Source organism: Bordetella sp. 2513F2 (assembly GCF_054642735.1).
Map to the genome: position 1 here is coordinate 1,263,036 of NZ_CM137755.1, position 19,242 is coordinate 1,282,277.

18 protein-coding genes are annotated in these 19,242 nt (G+C 68.8%); 13 read left to right on the forward strand and 5 right to left on the reverse strand.

The annotated features are described in order from the left end of the window. Window positions 1–106 precede the first annotated feature (106 nt). The 3 genes from ACYBYQ_RS05975 to ACYBYQ_RS05985 are packed head-to-tail and all read right to left on the reverse strand — an operon-like array spanning window position 107 to window position 2,493. Window positions 107–484, reverse strand: coding sequence for a hypothetical protein (locus ACYBYQ_RS05975; protein ID WP_459617741.1), 378 nt, complete (start codon window positions 482–484; stop codon window positions 107–109). Between the two features lie 37 nt (window positions 485–521). Continuing rightward, window positions 522–974, reverse strand: a complete 453-nt coding sequence (locus ACYBYQ_RS05980; protein ID WP_459617743.1) for a DNA polymerase III subunit chi — start codon at window positions 972–974, stop codon at window positions 522–524. 10 nt (window positions 975–984) lie between these two features. Beyond that, window positions 985–2,493, reverse strand: coding sequence for a leucyl aminopeptidase (locus ACYBYQ_RS05985; protein ID WP_459617745.1), 1,509 nt, complete (start codon window positions 2,491–2,493; stop codon window positions 985–987). A 57-nt stretch (window positions 2,494–2,550) separates the two neighbouring features. On the opposite strand from ACYBYQ_RS05985, the gene lptF reads away from it, so the two are divergent. Further along, a complete protein-coding gene (gene lptF / locus ACYBYQ_RS05990; RefSeq protein ID WP_459617747.1) occupies window positions 2,551–3,651 on the forward strand; it encodes an LPS export ABC transporter permease LptF in 1,101 nt (366 codons plus the stop codon). A 61-nt stretch (window positions 3,652–3,712) separates the two neighbouring features. Here lptF and ACYBYQ_RS05995 read toward each other — a convergent pair whose 3' ends face one another. After that, window positions 3,713–4,633: a LysR family transcriptional regulator gene (locus ACYBYQ_RS05995; RefSeq protein ID WP_459617749.1), complete on the reverse strand. Its 921-nt coding sequence runs from the start codon at window positions 4,631–4,633 to the stop codon at window positions 3,713–3,715. A gap of 158 nt (window positions 4,634–4,791) precedes the next feature. Between ACYBYQ_RS05995 and ACYBYQ_RS06000 the strand changes: the two genes are divergently transcribed. The 6 genes from ACYBYQ_RS06000 (at window position 4,792) to ACYBYQ_RS06025 (ending at window position 10,454) form a co-directional block, all read left to right on the forward strand. Beyond that, entirely contained in the window at window positions 4,792–6,015 is a 1,224-nt protein-coding gene (locus ACYBYQ_RS06000) for an ABC transporter substrate-binding protein (RefSeq protein WP_459617751.1), read from the forward strand. A 62-nt stretch (window positions 6,016–6,077) separates the two neighbouring features. Further along, complete coding sequence (locus tag ACYBYQ_RS06005) at window positions 6,078–7,571, forward strand: CoA-acylating methylmalonate-semialdehyde dehydrogenase (RefSeq protein ID WP_459617753.1); 1,494 nt, start codon at window positions 6,078–6,080, stop codon at window positions 7,569–7,571. Between the two features lie 86 nt (window positions 7,572–7,657). Beyond that, complete coding sequence (locus ACYBYQ_RS06010) at window positions 7,658–8,053, forward strand: antitoxin Xre/MbcA/ParS toxin-binding domain-containing protein (RefSeq protein ID WP_459617755.1); 396 nt, start codon at window positions 7,658–7,660, stop codon at window positions 8,051–8,053. Window positions 8,054–8,058: 5 nt separating this feature from the next. After that, window positions 8,059–8,808, forward strand: a complete 750-nt coding sequence (locus ACYBYQ_RS06015; protein ID WP_459617757.1) for an RES family NAD+ phosphorylase — start codon at window positions 8,059–8,061, stop codon at window positions 8,806–8,808. A gap of 111 nt (window positions 8,809–8,919) precedes the next feature. Next, on the forward strand, window positions 8,920–9,861 hold the full coding sequence (locus ACYBYQ_RS06020) for a CysB family HTH-type transcriptional regulator (protein WP_459617759.1): 942 nt from the start codon (window positions 8,920–8,922) through the stop codon (window positions 9,859–9,861). A 281-nt stretch (window positions 9,862–10,142) separates the two neighbouring features. Then, window positions 10,143–10,454 (forward strand): DUF2325 domain-containing protein, encoded by a 312-nt coding sequence (locus ACYBYQ_RS06025; RefSeq protein ID WP_459617761.1) that lies wholly within the window; start codon window positions 10,143–10,145, stop codon window positions 10,452–10,454. A gap of 29 nt (window positions 10,455–10,483) precedes the next feature. On the opposite strand, the gene ACYBYQ_RS06030 is transcribed toward ACYBYQ_RS06025, so the two are convergent. Continuing rightward, complete coding sequence (locus ACYBYQ_RS06030) at window positions 10,484–11,122, reverse strand: C40 family peptidase (RefSeq protein WP_459617763.1); 639 nt, start codon at window positions 11,120–11,122, stop codon at window positions 10,484–10,486. Between the two features lie 205 nt (window positions 11,123–11,327). Between ACYBYQ_RS06030 and ACYBYQ_RS06035 the strand changes: the two genes are divergently transcribed. The 6 genes from ACYBYQ_RS06035 to ltaE all read left to right on the forward strand — a co-directional run bounded on the left by ACYBYQ_RS06035 (window position 11,328) and on the right by ltaE (window position 19,238). Continuing rightward, window positions 11,328–13,217 (forward strand): propionate--CoA ligase, encoded by a 1,890-nt coding sequence (locus ACYBYQ_RS06035; protein ID WP_459617765.1) that lies wholly within the window; start codon window positions 11,328–11,330, stop codon window positions 13,215–13,217. Continuing rightward, entirely contained in the window at window positions 13,214–13,621 is a 408-nt protein-coding gene (locus ACYBYQ_RS06040) for a heme-binding protein (RefSeq protein ID WP_459617767.1), read from the forward strand. The genes ACYBYQ_RS06035 and ACYBYQ_RS06040 overlap by 4 nt, the downstream gene beginning before the upstream one ends. After that, window positions 13,618–14,967 carry an MFS transporter gene (locus ACYBYQ_RS06045; protein ID WP_459617769.1) on the forward strand — a complete coding sequence of 450 codons (1,350 nt, stop codon included), beginning with the start codon at window positions 13,618–13,620 and terminating at the stop codon, window positions 14,965–14,967. The genes ACYBYQ_RS06040 and ACYBYQ_RS06045 overlap by 4 nt, the downstream gene beginning before the upstream one ends. 213 nt (window positions 14,968–15,180) lie before the next feature. After that, window positions 15,181–17,160 (forward strand): acetate--CoA ligase, encoded by a 1,980-nt coding sequence (acs, locus tag ACYBYQ_RS06050; RefSeq protein WP_459617771.1) that lies wholly within the window; start codon window positions 15,181–15,183, stop codon window positions 17,158–17,160. Between the two features lie 126 nt (window positions 17,161–17,286). Further along, window positions 17,287–18,198, forward strand: coding sequence for a DMT family transporter (locus ACYBYQ_RS06055; protein WP_459617773.1), 912 nt, complete (start codon window positions 17,287–17,289; stop codon window positions 18,196–18,198). Window positions 18,199–18,224: 26 nt separating this feature from the next. Beyond that, window positions 18,225–19,238: a low-specificity L-threonine aldolase gene (gene ltaE, locus ACYBYQ_RS06060; protein ID WP_459617775.1), complete on the forward strand. Its 1,014-nt coding sequence runs from the start codon at window positions 18,225–18,227 to the stop codon at window positions 19,236–19,238. Window positions 19,239–19,242: the final 4 nt, after the last annotated feature.

Here is a 19,242-nt window from a genome sequence, read left to right on the forward strand (position 1 = left end):
TCGATACGGCAATGAAAAAGGTTGCCCAGTAGGCTTAGAGCGACAGCATACCTGACAGTTCCCTGAAAAATCCACTGGGCGCAACCCGGACAGGGCGCCCCGGATTTCAGCCCGGGCGCACGCGCTGCAGCGCCCGCGCCACCAGCGCCGGCAATTCGTCGTCCAGCCGGGCCTGCATCTGCGCCACGGCATCCTGCAGCGCAGCCTGCACCGCGCGTTCGATCTCGGCCTGGAGCGCCGCACGCAGCACTGCCTCGCGCGGCGAGGCGTCGGGCGCGGCAGGCTCCGGCCCGAGGGTGCCGCCCGGGGCGTAGCCGGGTTCGTCGGCCCGCGCGTCGAGCCGGGGTACGTCCGCTGCCGGCGCGCGGCCCGGACCGGGGACGATCTCGCGCAGCACCGGGGCATGGGGATCGTCGGGCCGCAGCGTGGGCTCGGCGCGCTGCGTGAGCGTGGGGATGGCGTGGAAGTCGTCGGGGCGGGGCATGGAAATTCCCAGAAGAGGCGCAGCGGCACGAGGCCGTTCAGGCGCCGCGGGCGTTGCCCAGGTCGTGGCTCTGCAGGCTGTGGCCTGCACTCTGGTAGCTGCGCCAGCGCTGGCGTGCGGCCTGACGGTCGGCGGGGTCGTCGGAGACGATCTCGAGCACCCGCGCATAGCCATCATAGTTCGGCGGGCATTCGTCATCCAGGTTGAGCAGCCAGGCGTCGTCGGGCGGCAGGCCGGACGACAGGGCGCGCGCCGGGTCGCCGGCGGTCAGCAGCACGGGCGTTGCGTCGGCCAGCGGATCCGTGACCGACACATGGGGGACGAAGGAGGTGTCGTCGAATGCCCACAGCATGCGGTCGAAGGCGCTCAGGCGGGCGCCGTCGCGGCAATAGACCACCAGGCGCCGCCCTGCCAGATAGCGCTTGCGCGCCGTCTGGCAGGCCGCCCGCAGGCGGTCGGCGGCGCCGAAGGCGAAGTCGATGCGCGTCATGCCGCCGGGTTCAGGCGCGGTCCAGCAGGTACTGGGTCAGCAGGGGCACGGGCCGGCCGGTGGCGCCCTTGTCCTTGCCGCCGCGCCAGGCCGTGCCGGCGATGTCGAGGTGGGCCCACGGATAGGCCTTGGCGAAGCGCGACAGGAAGCAGGCCGCGGTGACGCTGCCGGCCGGCGGGCCGCCGATATTGGCCATGTCGGCGAAATTCGACTTGAGCTGCTCCTGGTAGGCGTCGTCCATCGGCATGCGCCAGGCCGGGTCCAGCGCCTGGCGACCCGCCGCCAGCAGGGCCTCGGCCAGCGCGTCGTCTTTCGAGAACAGGCCGCTGTTGACGTGCCCGAGGGCGACCACGCAGGCGCCGGTGAGCGTGGCGATGTCGATCACCGCCGAGGGCTTGAAGCGTTCCGCGTAGGTGAGGGCGTCGCAGAGGATCAGGCGGCCCTCGGCGTCGGTGTTGAGGATCTCGATGGTCTGGCCCGACATGCTGGTGACCACGTCGCCCGGCTTGTTGGCCTTGCCGCTGGGCATGTTCTCGCAGGACGCGATGAGGCCCACCACTTCGAAGGGCAGGTCAAGTTCGGCCAGGGCGCGGAACGTGCCGAACACGCTGGCCGCGCCGCACATGTCGTATTTCATCTCGTCCATGGTGGCGGCCGGCTTGATCGAGATGCCGCCGGAATCGAACGTGATGCCCTTGCCCACCAGCACCACCGGCCCGCCCTCGGCGGCCTTGGCCTTGCGGGGCGCCTTGGAGCCGGGGTGGCGCAGCACGATGAAGCGCGGGGGCTCGTCGGAGCCGCGGGCCACCGACAGGAAGGCGCCCATGCCGAGCGCCTCGATCTGCTTGCGGTCGAGGACCTCGACCTTGATGGCCTTGAAGTCGCGCGCCAGCTTGCGGGCAGCCTCGCCCAGATAGGTGGGCGTGCAGACGTTGCCGGGCAGGTTGCCCAGGGTGCGCGCGAGCTCCATGCCGTTGGCGATGGCGCCGCCTTCGCGCAGGCCCTGCTGGGCCTGCGCGGCATCGGCCCGGTCGACCACCTGCGCGATCTTCTTCAGCTTGGGCCGGGCATTGCGGTCGGGTCTGCCGAACGTGGCGTCGTAGTGGTAGGCGGCCTGGCCGGCAGCGATGGCGGCGCTGCGGGCGCGCGCGCGCAGGCTGGTGCCGGCGATGTCGATGGCGGCCAGGGTGGACACGCCCTCGGCGAGCTGGGCAGCCACGCAGGCCGCGGCGAAGGCCTGTTCTGCCATGGCGTGGGTGCGCGCGGAATAGTCTTCCTGCTTGCCCAGGCCTACCAGCACCACGCGCTGGGCCGTCACGCCGGGCAGGTTGCGCAGCACCAGCGTGCTGCCCGGGCGCGCGCGGAACTCCTGCTTGACGACGGTGCGCACGCCGCCATTGCAGGCGCGGTCGATGACGTCTGCCGCGGGGCTCAACACGCCGTCGGCATAGATGCCCACCGCAAGCGCCGCGGTCTTGATCTGGTGCAGGGAGGCGGTGATCTGTGTGCTAAATTCCATGAGGGGTTTTCCCGAGTGCGTCGTCAGTAGCGGATCGATTATCCCGCATATTTTCACATGTCTCTATTCAAACGGTCGGTCGTAGGCGAGATCACGAGCCACGCTGGCGTCGTGTTTTCCACCTTGGTCGTCGTGTGGCTCAGCGTGCTGCTGGTGCGCCTGCTGGGCGAAGCGGCCGGCGGCTCGATCGGCGCCGACGTGGTGCTGGGCCTTGCGGCATTCTCCACCATCACCGCGCTGCCCACCGTATTGGCGGTGTCGCTGTTCATCGCGGTGCTCACCACCATCACCCGGAACTACCGCGAATCCGAGATGGTCGTGTGGTTCGCCAGCGGGCTGTCGCTTGCCGACTGGCTGCGGCCGGTGCTGCGCGTGGCGGTGCCCGTGGCCGCCATGGTGGCCGTGCTGACGCTGGCGGCTTCGCCGTGGGCCTACCGCCAGATCGGCGAGTATCGCGAGCGCTTCGAGCAGCGCTCCGATCTCTCCAAGGTCACGGCGGGCCAGTTCGCGGAGTCGAATGACGGCGAGCGCGTGTTCTTTGCCGAAGATCCCGTGCGCCAGGGCGACGAGCTGGGCGTGGTGTTCGCGCGTGCGCTGGATCCCGAATGGCACAGCGTGCTTACCGCGCGCAGCGCGCACAGCGAGACCCTGCCCAACGGCGACCGCTTCCTGGTGCTGAGCGAAGGCCATCGCTACGACCTGAAGCTGGGTACGCCCGAGATCCGCCTGGTGAATTTCGAGCGCTATGGCGTGCGGCTGGAGAGCCGTGACGGCGACCCGATGGCCGAGGCGCGCGCCGCGGCCGAGCGCTCCAGCAAGGCGCGTCCCACCCTGCAGCTGATGCGCGACAACACCGACAGCGCATGGTCGCAGATCATGTGGCGCATCGCCCTGCCGATCGCCACGCTCAACCTGGCCCTGCTGGCCATTCCGCTGGGGGCGGTGAACCCGCGTCTGGGCCGTTCGGGCGACCTGCTCATCGCCGGCCTCATCGCCTTGCTCTACATGAACCTCATCAACCTGTCGCGGGCCTGGATCGGCGACGGCAAGGTCAGCTTCGGGGTGGGGGTCTGGGCCGTGCATGCGCTGGTGGCCGCGCTGTTCGCCTGGCTGATGTACCGCCGCCTGCGCGTCAAGGCGCCGCGCGACGCGGGCTGACCGGGATGGGGCGCCTGCCCCGGGCCCGCGCGGCGGGTCAGGGCAGGCGGGCCAGGCAGTTTCAGGGCAGGTACTGCATCCGGCCGCTGCGGCCGGACAGCAGGGCGGCGTTGCGCGCCACCGATCGCCTCAGGAAATCCCACAGCACGCTCACGCGCTTGAGCCGGTGCAGGTCTTCGTGGCAGTACATCCAGAAGCTGCGGGTGATCGCCACCTCGTCGGGCAGCACGGGCTGCAGGCGCTCGTCCTGGGCCGCGATGAAGCAGGGCAGGATGGCCAGCGAGCGGCCCTGCAGGGCGGCGTGGTATTGCGCGATGACGCTGGTGCTGCGCAGCACCACGCGGCTGTCGGGCAGCAGGTCTTCGAGGTAGCGCAGCCCATCGCTGAATACCAGCTCGTCCACGTAGCCGATGAAGCTGTGCCGGGCGAGGTCGGCTCGGCCCTGGATCGGAGGATGCGCCGCCAGGTATCCGGGCGTGCCGTAGAGCCGCAGGGTGTAGTCGCACAGCTTGCTGCAGACATAAGGGCCGCGCTGCGGCCGGTCCAGCGTGATGGCCAGGTCGGCTTCGCGCTTGGACAGGCTCACGAAGCGCGGGACGGGCAGGATGTCGAGCGTGACGTGCGGATAGCGGCACTGGAAATCGGCAGCCAGCGGCGTGAGCACGTAGCTGCCGAATCCTTCCGTGGCGCCGATGCGCAGGTGGCCCGACGGCGCCTGGCCCACGCCCGAGAGCGCTTCGCGCGCCGATTGCAGCGCGCTTTCCATCTGTTCCGCATGCACGAACAGCCGCTGGCCGTCGTCGGTGAGCAGGAAGCCGGCGCCGCGCGATTTTTCGAACAGCAGCGTGCCGAGCTCGGCTTCCAGGGCGCGGATGCGGCGCGAGACGGTGGTGTGCTCGACGCCCAGGCGCCGGGCTGCGGCGCTGGCGCGCTGCGTGCGCGCCACTTCCAGGAAGTAGCGCAGGGTATCCCAATCGACCATGTGGCGGACCTCGGGGGGGCGGACCCGGTGGGGTGTGCATCCATGCACAACGAATGTGCGTAGATTGCTGTTGCTGGGGGATTTTCACACATCTACACTGGGTGTGGACTCCGCCCGAGCGGGGCCGGCATAACCACAATCACACCGGAGACAAACCCATGAAACTGCAAGCACGCGGCCGTGCCGCGAGTCTGTGCCTGGGCGCGCTGTTCTGGATGGGAGGGCAGGCCGGCGCGGCCGAGCCCCCGCCGGTCAGGATCGGCGTGCTCACCGACATGTCCGGCACCTATGCCGCCATGGGCGGCGCGGGCTCGGTGGCGGCGGCCCGCATGGCCATCGACGACTGCCTGGCCGCCGAATGCAAGGGCATGCGCATCGACCTGGTGTCGGCCGACAACCAGAACAAGGCCGACGTGGGGGCGGCGCGGGCGCGCGAATGGTTCGACCGCGACGGCGTGACCGCCATCGCCGATCTCACCAATTCGGCGGTGGCGCTGGCCGTGCAGGGCATCGCCCGCGAAAAGAACCGGGTGGCGCTGTTCTCCGGCCCGGCCACGACCGCGCTCACCAACAAGGACTGCTCGCCGCTGGGTTTCCACTGGATGTTCGATACCTATTCGCAATCGGCCGGCGGCGCCAAGGCCACGGTCCGCGAGGGCGGCAAGTCGTGGTACTTCGTCACGGTGGACTACGCCTTCGGGCATTCGCTCGAGGCCGATACGGCCAAGGCCGTGCAGGCGCTGGGCGGCACGGTCGCCGGCAGTGTGCGGCATCCGCTGAATGCGCCGGACTTCGCCTCGTATCTGCTGCAGGCGCAGAGCTCGGGCGCACAGGTGGTGGCGCTGGCCAATGGCGGGCAGGATACGGTGAACGCGGTCAAGCAGGCACGCGAGTTCGGCATCGTGGCCGGCGGCCAGCGCCTGGTGTCCCTGCTGATCTTCCTGTCGGACCTGCGGGCGCTGGGCCTGGAGAACGCCCAGGGCCTGTCGTACGTGGACGGGTTCTACTGGGACTACGACGACGCCACGCGGGCCTGGTCGGCGCGTTTCGAGCAGGCCTTCCGCGGGCTGAAGCCCACCATGACCCAGGCCGGCGTGTATTCGAGCGTGTTGCACTACCTGCGCGCCGTCGCGGCCACGGGGTCGACCGACGGCAAGGTCGTGGCCGACAAGATGCGCGAGCTGCCGATCCGCGATCCGATCATGCGCAACGCCTCCATACGGCCCGACGGGCGCGTCGTCCACGACATGTACCTGTACGAGGTCAAGAAGCCCGCCGAATCCAGGGGCGACTGGGACTACTCCAGGCTGGTGGCCACCATTCCGGCCGCGGAGGCTTTCCAGCCGCTGGCGGAGTCTTCCTGCCCGCTGGTGCGCAAATGAGTTCCGGGCGCTGAAGCCGCCCGCATGCCGGATTCCCCACGACACGAGAGAGGAGCAACATCATGAGCAACGTACCCCGCCTGCCGCTGCTGATCGGCGGCGAACTGGTGCAGTCCCGCACCACCCAATGGCGCGACGTCATCAACCCGGCAACCCAGGAGGTGGTGGCCCAGGTGCCGTTCGCCACGCGCGAGGAGCTCGACCGGGCCGTGGCCAATGCCAGGGAAGCCTTCCAGGGCTGGCGCAACACGGGCCAGGGCACGCGCATGCGCGTGATGCTGAAGCTGCAGCAGCTCATACGCGAGCGCACGGCAGAGCTTGCCGAGCTGATCACGCGCGAGCATGGCAAGACGCTGCCCGATGCCGAGGGCGAGGTGGGCCGCGGCCTGGAGGTGGTGGAGCACGCCTGCGCCATCGCCAGCCTGCAGCTCGGCGAATATGCCGAGAACGCCGCGTCCGGCATCGACGTGTACACGCTGGTCCAGCCGCTGGGCGTGTGCGCCGGCATCACCGCGTTCAATTTCCCGGTGATGCTGCCGTGCTTCATGTTCCCCATCGCCGTGTCCTGCGGCAATACCTTCGTGCTCAAGCCGTCCGAGCAGGATCCCAGCTCCACGCTGTTGCTGGCACAGCTGGCGCTGGAAGCCGGCCTGCCCCCGGGGGTGCTCAATGTCGTCCATGGCGGGCCCGACATCGCCAACGGCCTGTGCGAGCATCCGGACATCAAGGCCGTGTCCTTCATCGGGTCCACGCGCGTGGGCACCGAGATCTACCACCGCGCATCCCAGGCAGGCAAGCGCTGCCAGGCCATGATGGGGGCCAAGAACCATTGCGTCATTCTGCCCGACGCCGATCCCGAGGTGGCGCTCAACCAGCTGGTGGGCGCCGCCTTCGGCGCGGCAGGGCAGCGCTGCATGGCCACCTCGGTGGCGGTGCTGGTGGGCGAGGCGCGCAACTGGCTGCCCGACTTCATCGAACGGGCCCGCAAGCTCAAGGTGAACGTGGGCACGGACCGGCAGGCCGACCTCGGCCCGTTGGTGTCGGTGAATGCGCGCAAGCGCGTCGAGGAGCTGATCCAGAAAGGCGTGGAAGAGGGGGCGCGGCTGGCGCTGGACGGCCGCGGGATCTCGGTGCCGGGCTACGAGCAAGGCAATTTCGTGGGGCCCACGGTGTTCGACGGGGTGACCGAAGACATGGCGATCTATCGGGAAGAGATCTTCGGCCCGGTGTTGTGCGTGGCGGGTGTGGACACCCTGGCGCAGGCCGTCGCGTTCGTGAACCGCAATCCCAACGGCAACGGGGTGGCGCTGTTCACCCAGGACGGCGGCGCCGCGCGTTATTTCCAGAACAACATCGACGTGGGCCAGGTGGGCATCAACATCCCGATCCCGGTGCCGGTGGCCTGGTTCAGCTTCACCGGCTCGCGGGGTTCCAAGCTTGGCGACCTGGGGCCCAACGGCAAGCAGGCCGTGCAGTTCTGGACCCAGACCAAGACGGTGACGGCACGCTGGTCGGCCCATAGCCGCGACATCGACGCCAATTTCAGCGCACGCTGAGCCCTGCCTGTTCCCATGAAAACAAAATTTGTTTTCATGGGAACAATTTGCTATGCTGGCCAGACCGATCAGCACTGCTGGCCGCCATGAGCACTGCCATTCCGCAATACGCCAACCCGCACGATCGCCAGGCGCTGGCCAGGATGGTCATGGCCCTGCTCGATCACTGGAAGCTGCCCACCGAAGACCAGGCGGCGTTGCTGGGCCTGGCCGAAAGCAGCCGCGCCACGCTGGGCCGCTATCGCCGGGGCGAGGCCCCCATAGGCGGCAGCCGCGACCAATACGAACGGGTCGGCCATCTGCTGGGCATACACAAGAGCCTGCGCCTGCTGTTTCCCCAGAATCGCGAACTGGCCTACGGCTGGATGACCACCCGCAACAAGGCCTTCGGCAACCGCACCCCGGTCGAGCTCATCAAGGAATGGGGCTGGACCGGCCTGCTTACCGTCCGCGGCTATCTCGATCGCGCCCGCGGCGTGTAGGGCGGGTGAGCAATCCCGGCACCTCCCGGCAGGCATCGCACCGGCTCTTTGCGGCCGGGCTGTTCGACCAGCTCGGCGTGGTCAACATGCACGACAACGTGGCGCGCAACATCGTCTCGATCCGGCTTTCCCAGGATCTCTTCGACGACCTCTCCGACAACCCCGCCGACTGGCGCCTGGCCCAGCAGGTCGAGGATGCCGTGAAGCCGCCGCCCTATACGGACCACCTGCCCGTCATCAACCGGCCTTTCGAAGAGGCGGAGTGGTACAGCGTGATCCAGTGGCCGTTCGCGCACTGGCAGGCCAGCCGCTTTTCCGCCGGGTCCCATGGCGTGTGGTACGGCTCCGAGTCGATCGAAACCACGGTCTACGAGACGGTGCACCACTGGTACCACGGCCTGCTGGGCGACGCGGGCTTCCAGGGCGAAGCCGTGGTGGCCGAGCGCCGGGTGTACGAGGTGGCATGCGACGCCATGCTCCTGGATTTCCGCCAGGTCACGGCCGCCTATCCGGACCTGCTGCATCCCACCGACTACACGCTGGCCCAGGCGGTAGGCGCACGCATCCGCCACGAAGGCCATCCGGGCCTGCTCATCCAGTCGGCACGCCGGCCGCAAGGCGAGAACGTGGCGGTCTTCACGCCGGCGGTGCTGTCGAACCCGCGCCACCAGTGTTTCCTGACGTACCGGCTCGAGGGCGGCAAGGTGGCGGTGGAGCGGGAGCCCGGCCAGGTCTGGATGGCGATCGAACCCTGAACCCAGGCGGATCCGGGCCTGCCCATTCCCGCCGGAACAAGCTTATTCATAAAGGTAATATAAACAAGGTTCTATATTACCTATAATTGGTCCCTATCTTCAGGGGCATCCATGAACCTCCAGCAATTCCGTTTCGTGCGTGAAACCATCCGGCGCGATTTCAACCTCACCGAAGCCGCCCGCATGCTCTACACCTCGCAGCCCGGGGTGTCCAAGGCCATCATCGAGTTCGAGGACGAGCTGGGCATCAAGATCTTCGAGCGGCATGGCAAGCGCATCAAGGGCCTCACGAAGCCGGGCCTGGCGGTGTCGCAGGTGATAGACCGCATCATGCGCGAGGTGGACAACCTGAAGAAGGTCAGCGACGAGTTCGCCCGGCGCGACGAAGGCGGCCTGGTGATCGCCTGCACCCACACCCAGGCCCGCTACCTGCTGCCGCGCGTGATCCCGGCGTTCCGCCGCCAGTTTCCCAAGGTGCGGCTGTCGCTTGCCGAAGGCAGCCCCGCGCAACTGGCCGAGATGGTGCTGCACGAACAGGCCGACCTGGCGCTTGCCACCGAATCGCTGGCGCTGACCCCCGGGCTGGCCACGCTGCCCGTCTACACCTGGGAGCACACGGTGGTGGTGCGGCCCGACCACCCGTTTGCCGAGCTCACGTCCAGCGAAGGCCGCCAACTGAGCCTGGAGCAGCTGGCCGCGCATCCCATCGTGACCTACGACCGGGCCTTCACCGGCCGCACCACCATCGACGAAGTCTTTGCCAGCCAGGGCGTGCACCCCGACATCGTGCTCGAAGCCATCGATGCCGACGTCATCAAGACCTATGTGGACGTCGGCATGGGCATAGGCATCATCGCCGGCGTGGCCTACGATCCGCGCCGCGATACCAATCTCATCGGCCTGCCCGTGGGGCACCTGTTCGGCACGCACACCACGCGCGTCGGCCTGAAATCCGGCGTGTTCCTGCGCGACTACGTCTATACCTTCCTGGAAATGCTCGGCCCCGAGCTCACGCGCGACGCCGTGGCGCAGGCGGTGCAGGGCGCCGCCTGAGCGCCGGGCCGGCATGGCCCCTGGCCATGCCCCATCGGCGCGCCTTTCGACACGGCTGGGCGGCCCGGCCCGCTCCATCTCCCTATTTCACCGGCCTGCATGAGCGCCGGTTCCTGCACGTCTCCCGCACGCTCATGCCGCTCCTGCCGTGCCGCCTGCCTGCGGCTATCCCGCGGCATAGGTCCATAAAATAATTAAATGAGAAACGATCTCATTTGAATTGAGCAATTCAATGGGAATCATTATCATTAACTCGTTCTCAACGACCTTGCGAGGGAATCATGGCGACAGGACTCAGTGCAGTGATCGTCGGCGCCGACCGGCTGGGCAATATCCCGGATCTCCTGAAGGACCACAACATTTCGATCACGCACCACATCAGCGGACGTGATCCTTCCCACCAGAAGAAGACGCTGCAGCTGCCCTCGGGCACGCAACTGGTGATCCTGCTCACCGATTTCCTGGGCCACAACGTCATGAAGACGTTCCGCCATGCCGCGCAGCGCGGCGGCATCCGGGTGGTGGCTTGTCGGCGGTCGGTGTGCAGCATGCAGCAGGCGCTGCAGCAATGCGGGTTCTGCGCCACGCACTGACGCAAGCAACGGCAGTGCGCCCCGCGGGGCTACTGGATGTCGTTGGCGGCGGCCAGCGAGGTGGCGGCCAGGCGGCGGGCGCCGTTGTAGCGCTTGGCCCAGTAGGCCAGGCTCATGCTTTCGATGCGGACCACGCCGCCCGAGCTGGGCGAGTGCACGAAGCGGTCGTCGCCCATGTAGATGCCGACGTGTGAGTAGCGCCGGCCCAGCGTATTGAAGAACACGAGATCGCCGGGCTGCAGCGCATCGCGATCGACCTTCACGCCCATCTCGGCAATCTGGGCAGCGCTGCGCGGCAGGCGCAGGCCCAGCGATTTTTCCATCACGAAGTTCACCAGCCCGCTGCAGTCGAAGCCGGTATCGGGCGAGTTGCCGCCCCAGCGGTACTTCACGCCCAGGTAGTTCTGCGCCAGCAATGCTGCCTCGGCATTGGCGCTGGCCTCTGCGGATGCCGTGCCTGCGGGGCCGTAGGCGGGCGCGCGGTGGCGCAGCAGGGCGCCGATGGGATCGTCTTCGGCGTGGAAGCGGGCTGTGGCCGTGGCATCGGGCCCGCGGGCAGCGCATCCGCCCAGTGCCAGCGCCACACCCACCGTGGCGGCCACGCAGCACCGGCGCACGGATGCGCAGGATAGAGCGAGGGCGGCCGGGTGGGGGCGGCTGGGCGGCATGGGCTACGGGGAGCGGGCGGCGCAGACGCCGCCAGGCGAGTTGTTGGGATTGATTTGCGCCTGATTCTATCAAAGCGTAGCCGGATGTCGATTAGGGTTTTTCAGCACGCGCGCAAGGTCGTTCCGCCATGTTGCTGTCTTGTTGGTATGCTGCTCTGGCTGGATGCCGGGCGCTTCCGCTGCAAAGACAAGACGAGGAGACAACATGCAGAAGCTCAAGGATTTCCACGACCGTTCGCTGCGCGACAGGGAAGCATTCTGGGGCGAGCAGGCGAGTCGCATTCACTGGGAGGTGCCGTATCGCCAGGTGCTGGACGCCTCGCGCCTGCCGTTCGCCCGCTGGTTCGTGGGCGGCCAGACCAACCTCTGCTACAACGCGGTCGACCGCTGGCTGCCGCAGTACGGCGACCGGCCGGCGCTGGTGTGGGTCTCCACTGAAGTCGACCAGGAGCGCAGCTATACCTGGCGGCAGCTCCACGACGAGGTCAATGCGGTTGCCGCCATGCTGCGCGAGCAGGGCGTGGGGCCAGGCGACCGGGTCCTGATCTACATGCCGATGGTGCCGGAGGCGGTGTTCACCATGCTGGCTTGCGCCCGCATCAGCGCCGTCCACTCGGTGGTATTCGGCGGTTTTGCTTCTGTGAACCTGGCCCAGCGCATCGATGACGCCGCGCCGAAGGTGCTGGTGTGCACCGATGGCGGCTCGCGCGCCGGCCGCGTGCTGGCCTACAAGCCGTTGGTGGACCAGGCGCTGGGGCTGTGCCGCACGCCGCCGGCCTCCGTGGTCGTGCTGGATCGCGGCCTGGCGCCGTTCGAATTCCAGCCGGGCCGCGACCACGACTACGCCACGCTGCGTGCCCGCTATCAGGCAGCCGAAGTGCCCGTGCAGTGGCGCGAAGCATCCGAGCCCAGCTACGTGCTGTACACCTCCGGCACCACGGGCAGGCCCAAGGGTGTCCAGCGCGACACCGGCGGCTATGCCGTGGCCCTGGCGGCCTCGATGGAATACCTGTTCGACGGCAAGCCGGGCGACGTCTTCTTCTGCACCAGCGACATCGGCTGGGTGGTGGGGCATTCCTACATCGTCTACGGCCCGCTGATCGGCGGGCAGACCACCATCCTGTACGAGGGCACGCCCGTCCGGCCCGATGGCGCGATCCTCTGGCAGCTGGTCGAGCGGTTCGGCGTCAATACCCTGTTCTCGGCGCCCACCGCCATGCGCGTGCTCAAGCGCCAGGATCCCGCGCTGCTGCGCAGGCACGATCTCGGCACCCTGCGCGCGCTGTATCTCGCGGGCGAGCCGCTGGACGAGCCGACCGCGCAATGGATCGCAGAGGGGCTGGGCAAGCCGGTCATCGACAACTACTGGCAGACCGAGTCGGGCTGGCCCATTCTTTCCGCGCAGCCCGGCGTGGAGCGCGTACCCACGCGCCATGGCAGCCCCTCCTTCCCGGTCTACGGCTTCGACGTGCGCATCGTCAGCGAAACCACCGGCGAGGATCTCGGCCCCGGCCGCAAAGGCGTGGTGGCCATCGAGCCGCCGCTGCCGCCGGGCGCCATGTCCACCATCTGGGGCGACGACGAGCGCTTCGTGCAGACCTATTTCACGGCCATCCCCGGCCGGCGGGCGTATTCCACCTTCGACTGGGGCCGCGTGGACGAGGATGGCTATTGGTACATCCTGGGCCGCACCGACGACGTGATCAACGTGGCCGGGCACAGGCTGGGCACGCGGGAGATCGAGGAATCGATCAGCAGCCATGCCGCCGTGGCCGAGTGCGCGGTAGTGGGCGTGGCCGACCCGCTCAAGGGGCAGGTGGCGCTGGCTTTCGTGGCGTTGAAGCAGCCCGCGCAAGCCGAACGGCCCGACGACGCCCGCGCCCTCGAAGGCGATATCATGCGGCTGGTGGAAGAGCAGCTGGGCGCGGTGGCGCGTCCGGCCCGCGTGCGCTTCATCGGCAGCCTGCCCAAGACGCGCTCGGGCAAGGTGTTGCGGCGTGCCATTGCGGCCGTGTGCGAAGGCCGCGACCCCGGCGATCTCACCACCATCGAAGATCCCTCCGCCCTCGAACAGATCAAGGAATCGCTGCAATGAAGAGCAAACCCGTGCTGACCGCCGACGACGTGAAAAAGATGCTGGCGGCTGCCGAAGCGCATGCGCTGGCGCATCGCTGGGCGGTCACCATCGCCATCGCCGACGACGGCGGCCACCTGCTGGGCATGCTGCGCCTGGATGACGCGGCGCCGGTGTCCGCGCACATCGGTCCCGCCAAGGCCCGCACGGCCGCGCTCGGCCGGCGCGAAACCCGCATCTACGAAGAGATCATCAACAACGGCCGCTACGCCTTCCTGTCGGCGCCGCTGATCGACGGCATGCTCGAGGGCGGCCTGCCGATCGTGGTCGACGGCGAAGTCGTGGGCGGCATCGGCGTCTCGGGCGTCAAGTCCTCCGAGGATGCCGAGATCGCCAGGGCCGGCCTGGCCGCGTTGGGCCTGTGACCCGCCCGCTGCCGCCGGAGTCCCTGGCGCCCCCGGCGGCAGCGTCCGGCGGCGTGCTCAACCCCGGGGTGGCCCGCCGCGAAGTGTGGGCCTGGGCGATGTACGACTTCGCCAACTCGGGCTACACCACCGTCATTCTCACGACGGTGTTCAGCACTTATTTCGTCAGCGTGGTCGGGGGACGCGCCCATTGGGCCACGCTGGCCTGGACGGCGGCGCTTTCGCTGTCGTACCTGCTCATCATGCTCACCATGCCCACCCTGGGAGCCCGCGCCGATGCGCGCGCCGGCAAGCGGCGCCTGCTCTACGCCAGTACGTTGGGCTGCGTGGCCGGCACGCTGCTGCTCAGCCAGGCGGGTCCGGGCGAAGTCTGGCTGGCGCTGGTAGCGGTAGCGCTTTCGAACTACTGCTACGGCGTGGGGGAGTCGGTGGTGGCCGCCTTCCTGCCCGAGCTGGCCCGGCCCCACGCTCTGGGCCGGGTGTCCGGCTGGGGCTGGAGCTTCGGCTACTGCGGGGGCATGCTCACGCTGGGCCTGTCCCTGGCCGTGGTGATGCTGGCCGAAGGCCGGGGCTTGGGCGCCGCGCAGTATGTGCCGTGGGTGGTCACGCTCACCGCCGCGATGTTCGCGCTGGCGGCGCTGCCGTCGTTCCTGCTGCTGCGCGAGCGGGCCCGTCCGCACGCCATGGCGCTGGGCCCGGTCGGGATGCTCGGCCGCCTGGCGCGCGCCTGGCGGGACACCGGCGCCCATTATCCGGAGTTCCGCCGGCTGCTGATGTGCGGTGCCTGCTACCAGGCCGGCATTTCCGTGGTCGTGACCCTGGCGGCGGTCTATGCCGACCAGGTCATGGGCTTCGGCATGGCGCAGATCATGCTGATGGTGTTCACCGTGAACATCGGCGCGGCGGTCGGCGCCTTCAGCTTCGGCCACCTGCAGGACCGCATCGGCCACAAGCCGGCCCTGGCCCTCACGCTGGCGGGCTGGATCGCGATGGTGCTGGTGGCCTATGCGGCGGTCACCGTGGCCGTGTTCTGGGTTGCCGCGGTGCTCGCCGGGCTCTGCATGGGCACCAGCCAGAGCGCCGGCAGGGCCATGACCGGCGCGCTGGCGCCGCCCGACCGCCTGGCGGAGTTCTATGCGCTCTGGACCTTCGCGGTGCAGCTGGCTGCCGTGGTGGGGCCGCTCACCTATGGCGTGGTCACCTGGGCCACCGTGGGCAACCACCGGCTGGCCATACTCGTCACCGGCCTGTTCTTCGTGGGCGGCCTGCTGCTGCTGGCGCGTGTCGACATGCGGCGCGGCCTGGCGCGGCGCGCTGCCGCTGCTGCGGCAGGGCAGGGCGGCTGAGCGGCGCGCCGGGCGCTGCTATGCTTGCAGCTGGCGCGCCGCAGGCGCATTGCGGCGCTGCGCAAGCCGACCGTAGTAAGGTACCCCGTAGTAAGGTGCCCCGTAGTAAGGTGCCCGTAAGAGCGCAGCGATAGGGTTGAGCCCGCAACGCCGTGCCCGCCGGCCGGTCCACGCTACGGCTGCATCAGAACATCACCGACTGGAGACAACACCATGTCCAACGCCATCGAATCCGTCATGGTGGAAACCCGCGTGTTTCCCCCGCCCGAGAACGCCGTCCAGGGGGCGGCCATCGCGGGTCTGGATGCCTATCGCGCCCTATGCCGGGAGGCCGACCAGGACCCGCAGGCCTTCTGGGGGCGCCTGGCCCGCGAGCACCTGGAATGGACCAAGCCCTTTTCGCAGGTGCTTGACGAATCCGACGCGCCGTTCTATCGCTGGTTCGGCGACGGCGAGCTGAACGTTTCGGCCAACTGCCTGGACGCGCAGGTGGCCAGGGGCAACGCCGACAAGACCGCCATCATCTTCGAGTCCGACGACGGCAAGGTCGACCGCATCAGCTACGCGCAGCTGCTGGCCCGCGTGTGCCGCTTCGCCAACGGCCTCAGGTCGCTGGGCTACAAGAAGGGCGATCGCGCCATCATCTACATGCCCATGTCGATCGAGGCCGTGGTGGCCATGCAGGCCTGCGTTCGGCTGGGCATCACCCATTCCGTGGTGTTCGGCGGCTTTTCGGCCAAGAGCCTGCAGGAGCGCATCGTCGACGTGGGCGCTACGCTGGTCATCACGGCCGACGAGCAGGTGCGCGGCGGCAAGACCATCCCGCTCAAGCCCGCGGTGGAAGACGCCTTTGCCATGGGCGGCTGCGAGGCCGTGCAGAAGGTGGTCGTGTACCGCCGCACCGGCGGCGAGGTGGCCTGGAACGAAGGCCGCGATGTCTGGATGCACGACATCGAGGCAGGCCAGCCCGACACCTGCGAGCCCGTGCCGGTCAACGCCGAGCATCCGCTCTTCATCCTCTATACCTCCGGTTCCACCGGCAAGCCCAAGGGCGTGCAGCATGCTTCGGCCGGCTATCTGCTGTGGGCGCTGCTCACGGTCAAGTGGACCTTCGACGCACGTCCCGATGATGTCTATTGGTGCACCGCCGACGTGGGCTGGATCACCGGGCATACCTACATCGCCTATGGCCCGCTGGCCGCGGGCCTGACCCAGGTGGTGTTCGAGGGCGTGCCCACCTATCCGGATTCCGGCCGCTTCTGGGACATGATCGCCCGCCACAAGGTCTCGGTGTTCTACACCGCGCCCACGGCCATCCGTTCGCTGATCAAGGCGTCCGAGGCCCATCCCCAGACCCATCCGCAGCATTACGCGCTCGACTCGCTGCGCATCATCGGCACGGTGGGCGAGCCCATCAATCCCGAGGCCTGGATCTGGTATCACAAGAACGTGGGGCGCGAGCGCTGTCCCATCGTCGACACCTGGTGGCAGACCGAAACCGGCGGCCACATGATCACCCCGCTGCCGGGCGCCACGCCGCTGAAGCCGGGTTCGTGCACGCTGCCGCTGCCCGGCATCGCCGCGGCCATCGTCGACGAGACGGGCGCCGATGTCGAGGCCGGCAATGGCGGCTTCCTGGTCATCAAGCGCCCCTGGCCCGCCATGATCCGCACGGTCTGGGGCGATCCCGAACGCTTCAAGAAGAGCTACTTTCCCCCCGAGATGCGGGGCTACTACCTCGCCGGGGACGGGGCCCAGCGCGATGCCGACGGCTATTTCTGGATCATGGGCCGCATCGACGACGTGCTGAACGTCTCGGGCCACCGCCTGGGCACGATGGAGGTCGAGTCGGCCCTGGTGGCGCATGAGCTGGTGGCCGAAGCCGCCGTGGTGGGGCGCCCCGACGACACCACCGGCGAGGCCGTGGTGGCCTTCGTGGTGCTGAAGGGCGCGCGCCCGGAGGGCGAGCAGGCCCAGGCCATCGCCAAGCAGCTGCGCGACTGGGTGGCCAAGGAGATCGGGCCGATCGCCAAGCCCAAGGACATCCGCTTCGGGGACAACCTGCCCAAGACCCGCTCCGGCAAGATCATGCGGCGCCTGCTGCGCGTGGTGGCCAAGGGCGAAGAAGTCACCCAGGACGTCTCCACGCTGGAGAATCCCGCAATCCTCGAGCAATTGTCGAAGTCGCTCTGATCCGCGCATAATGGCGCCTGTCGCGGGCCGGCCTCCATGCCGGCCCGCATGCGTTGGTCCGGGCCGGGCAGCGGGGCTGCCTGCGAGGCAGGCGGGCCATGTCGTTTCAGCCGTCAGGGAGTGCCGTTGACCCGCCCCGAATCCGACCGCGCCGGCCTGGTCCTCATGCTCGTGACCATCCTGGTCTGGGCCGGCAGCTGGATCGTCATGAAACTCATCGTGCCGTACATCGGCCCGTTCGATTTCGTGGCGGTGCGCTATGTCAGCGGCGGGCTGGTGCTGTTCGCGCTGGCCGTCGTGTTGCGCCGTCCGCTCAGCATGCCGCCATGGCGTCTTACGCTGCTGGTGGGCCTGACCCAGACGGCAGGGTTCCAGGCCTGCGTGCAGAGCGCCCTGGTCGAGGGCGCGGTGGGCAAGGTTTCGCTCACCACCTACACCATGCCGTTCTGGGTGGTCCTGTTTGCCTGGGGCCTGCTCGGGGAACGTCCCGGCGCCCGCCACTGGGCCGGCATCGCGCTGGCCGCGCTGGGCCTGCTGTGCTTTCTCGCGCCCTGGAACGGCCTGGGCGATGCGCTGCCCATGGTGCTGGGCGCGGGCAGCGGGCTTTGCTGGGGCCTGGGCACGGTATTGGCCAAGCGCATGTTCGACCGGCATGCGCCCGACATTCTCGTATTCACCGCGTGGCAGATGCTGCTGGGCGGGCTCGTCATGGTGCCGGTGGCCCTGGCCGTGCCGCAGATCGCGTCCCGGTGGGGCTGGCAGCTATGGCTGGGCATGGCCTACATCGTGATCGTGGCCACGGCGCTCGGCTGGCTGCTGTGGCTGGCCGTGGTGCGGCGCGTGCCGGCTTCCGTCGCGGGGCTGTCGGGCTTGGGCGTGCCGGTGGTGGCGGTGCTGCTGGCCTGGCTCGTGCTGCACGAGCAGCCGACGGCCACGGACGCCCTGGCGATGGCGCTGATACTCACGGGGCTGTACGTGATTTCCCGCGCGCCGGTGCCGGTGCGCCCGGTCGAGCGGGCGCCGGCGTCAGCACGCTGATTCTCTTTTTGCATACAGGAGCAGGCATGATCGATTTGCGCAGCGATACCGTTACCCGCCCCACGCCCGCCATGCTGCAGGCCATGACGCAGGCGCCGGTGGGGGACGACGTCATGGGCGACGACCCCACGGTGCAGCGGCTGCAGGCCGCCGTGGCCGAGCGCGCCGGCAAGGAGGCGGGCCTGTTCTTCCCGTCGGGCACGCAGAGCAACCTGGCGGCGCTGATGGCCCACTGCGGCCGTGGCGACGAATACCTGGTGGGGCAGCAGGCGCACACCTACAAGTACGAAGGCGGGGGCGCCGCGGTGCTGGCCAGCATCCAGCCCCAGCCCATCGAGCATGCGGCCGACGGAACGTTGCCGCTGGAAAAACTTGCCGCGGCCATCAAGCCCGTGGATCCGCATTTCGCGCGCACGTGCCTGCTGGCGCTGGAGAACACCTTCCACGGCAAGGTGATCCCGGTGGCCTACGTGGAGCAGGCCACGGCGCTGGCGCGCCAGCACGGCCTGGCCACGCACCTGGATGGCGCACGCGTGTTCAACGCGGCCGTCGCCAGCGGGCAGCCGGTGGCCGCGCTGTGCGCGCCGTTCGACACGGTGTCGATCTGCTTCTCCAAGGGCCTGGGTGCGCCGGTGGGTTCGGTGCTCGTCGGCAGCCGCGCCCTGATCGAGCAGGCGCTGCGCTGGCGCAAGGTCCTGGGCGGCGGCATGCGGCAGTCGGGCGTGCTGGCGGCGGCCTGCCTGCACGCGCTCGAGCATCACGTGGACCGCCTGGCGCAGGACCATGCCAATGCCGCCGAGCTGGCGCAGGGCCTGGCCGGCGTGGACGGGATCAGCCTGCTGGGTCAGGACACCAACATGGTGTTCGTGGGCATCCCCGAGGCGCACCGCGTGGGGCTCGCGCAGTCGCTCAAGGAACAGGGGATCCTGATCCGCGGCGCCTACGGCGGGCCGGAGCGCCTGGTGGTGCACCTGGACGTCGGCGAGCCCGACATCCGGCGCGTCGTGGCGGCGTTCAAGGCCTATTTCGCCCGGGCCTGAGCCA

What these genes read in the sequence shown, in the direction of transcription:
- ACYBYQ_RS06000 (WP_459617751.1), top strand. Translation starts at nt 4,792, where the DNA reads ATGAAACTGCAAGCACGCGGCCGTGCCGCGAGTCTGTGCCTGGGCGCG.
- lptF (WP_459617747.1), top strand. Translation starts at nt 2,551, where the DNA reads ATGTCTCTATTCAAACGGTCGGTCGTAGGCGAGATCACGAGCCACGCT.
- ACYBYQ_RS05995 (WP_459617749.1), bottom strand. Translation starts at nt 4,633, where the DNA reads ATGGTCGATTGGGATACCCTGCGCTACTTCCTGGAAGTGGCGCGCACG.
- ACYBYQ_RS06020 (WP_459617759.1), top strand. Translation starts at nt 8,920, where the DNA reads ATGAACCTCCAGCAATTCCGTTTCGTGCGTGAAACCATCCGGCGCGAT.
- acs (WP_459617771.1), top strand. Translation starts at nt 15,181, where the DNA reads ATGTCCAACGCCATCGAATCCGTCATGGTGGAAACCCGCGTGTTTCCC.
- ACYBYQ_RS06040 (WP_459617767.1), top strand. Translation starts at nt 13,214, where the DNA reads ATGAAGAGCAAACCCGTGCTGACCGCCGACGACGTGAAAAAGATGCTG.
- ACYBYQ_RS06030 (WP_459617763.1), bottom strand. Translation starts at nt 11,122, where the DNA reads ATGCCGCCCAGCCGCCCCCACCCGGCCGCCCTCGCTCTATCCTGCGCA.
- ltaE (WP_459617775.1), top strand. Translation starts at nt 18,225, where the DNA reads ATGATCGATTTGCGCAGCGATACCGTTACCCGCCCCACGCCCGCCATG.
- ACYBYQ_RS06005 (WP_459617753.1), top strand. Translation starts at nt 6,078, where the DNA reads ATGAGCAACGTACCCCGCCTGCCGCTGCTGATCGGCGGCGAACTGGTG.
- ACYBYQ_RS06025 (WP_459617761.1), top strand. Translation starts at nt 10,143, where the DNA reads ATGGCGACAGGACTCAGTGCAGTGATCGTCGGCGCCGACCGGCTGGGC.
- ACYBYQ_RS06010 (WP_459617755.1), top strand. Translation starts at nt 7,658, where the DNA reads ATGAGCACTGCCATTCCGCAATACGCCAACCCGCACGATCGCCAGGCG.
- ACYBYQ_RS05980 (WP_459617743.1), bottom strand. Translation starts at nt 974, where the DNA reads ATGACGCGCATCGACTTCGCCTTCGGCGCCGCCGACCGCCTGCGGGCG.
- ACYBYQ_RS05985 (WP_459617745.1), bottom strand. Translation starts at nt 2,493, where the DNA reads ATGGAATTTAGCACACAGATCACCGCCTCCCTGCACCAGATCAAGACC.
- ACYBYQ_RS06035 (WP_459617765.1), top strand. Translation starts at nt 11,328, where the DNA reads ATGCAGAAGCTCAAGGATTTCCACGACCGTTCGCTGCGCGACAGGGAA.
- ACYBYQ_RS05975 (WP_459617741.1), bottom strand. Translation starts at nt 484, where the DNA reads ATGCCCCGCCCCGACGACTTCCACGCCATCCCCACGCTCACGCAGCGC.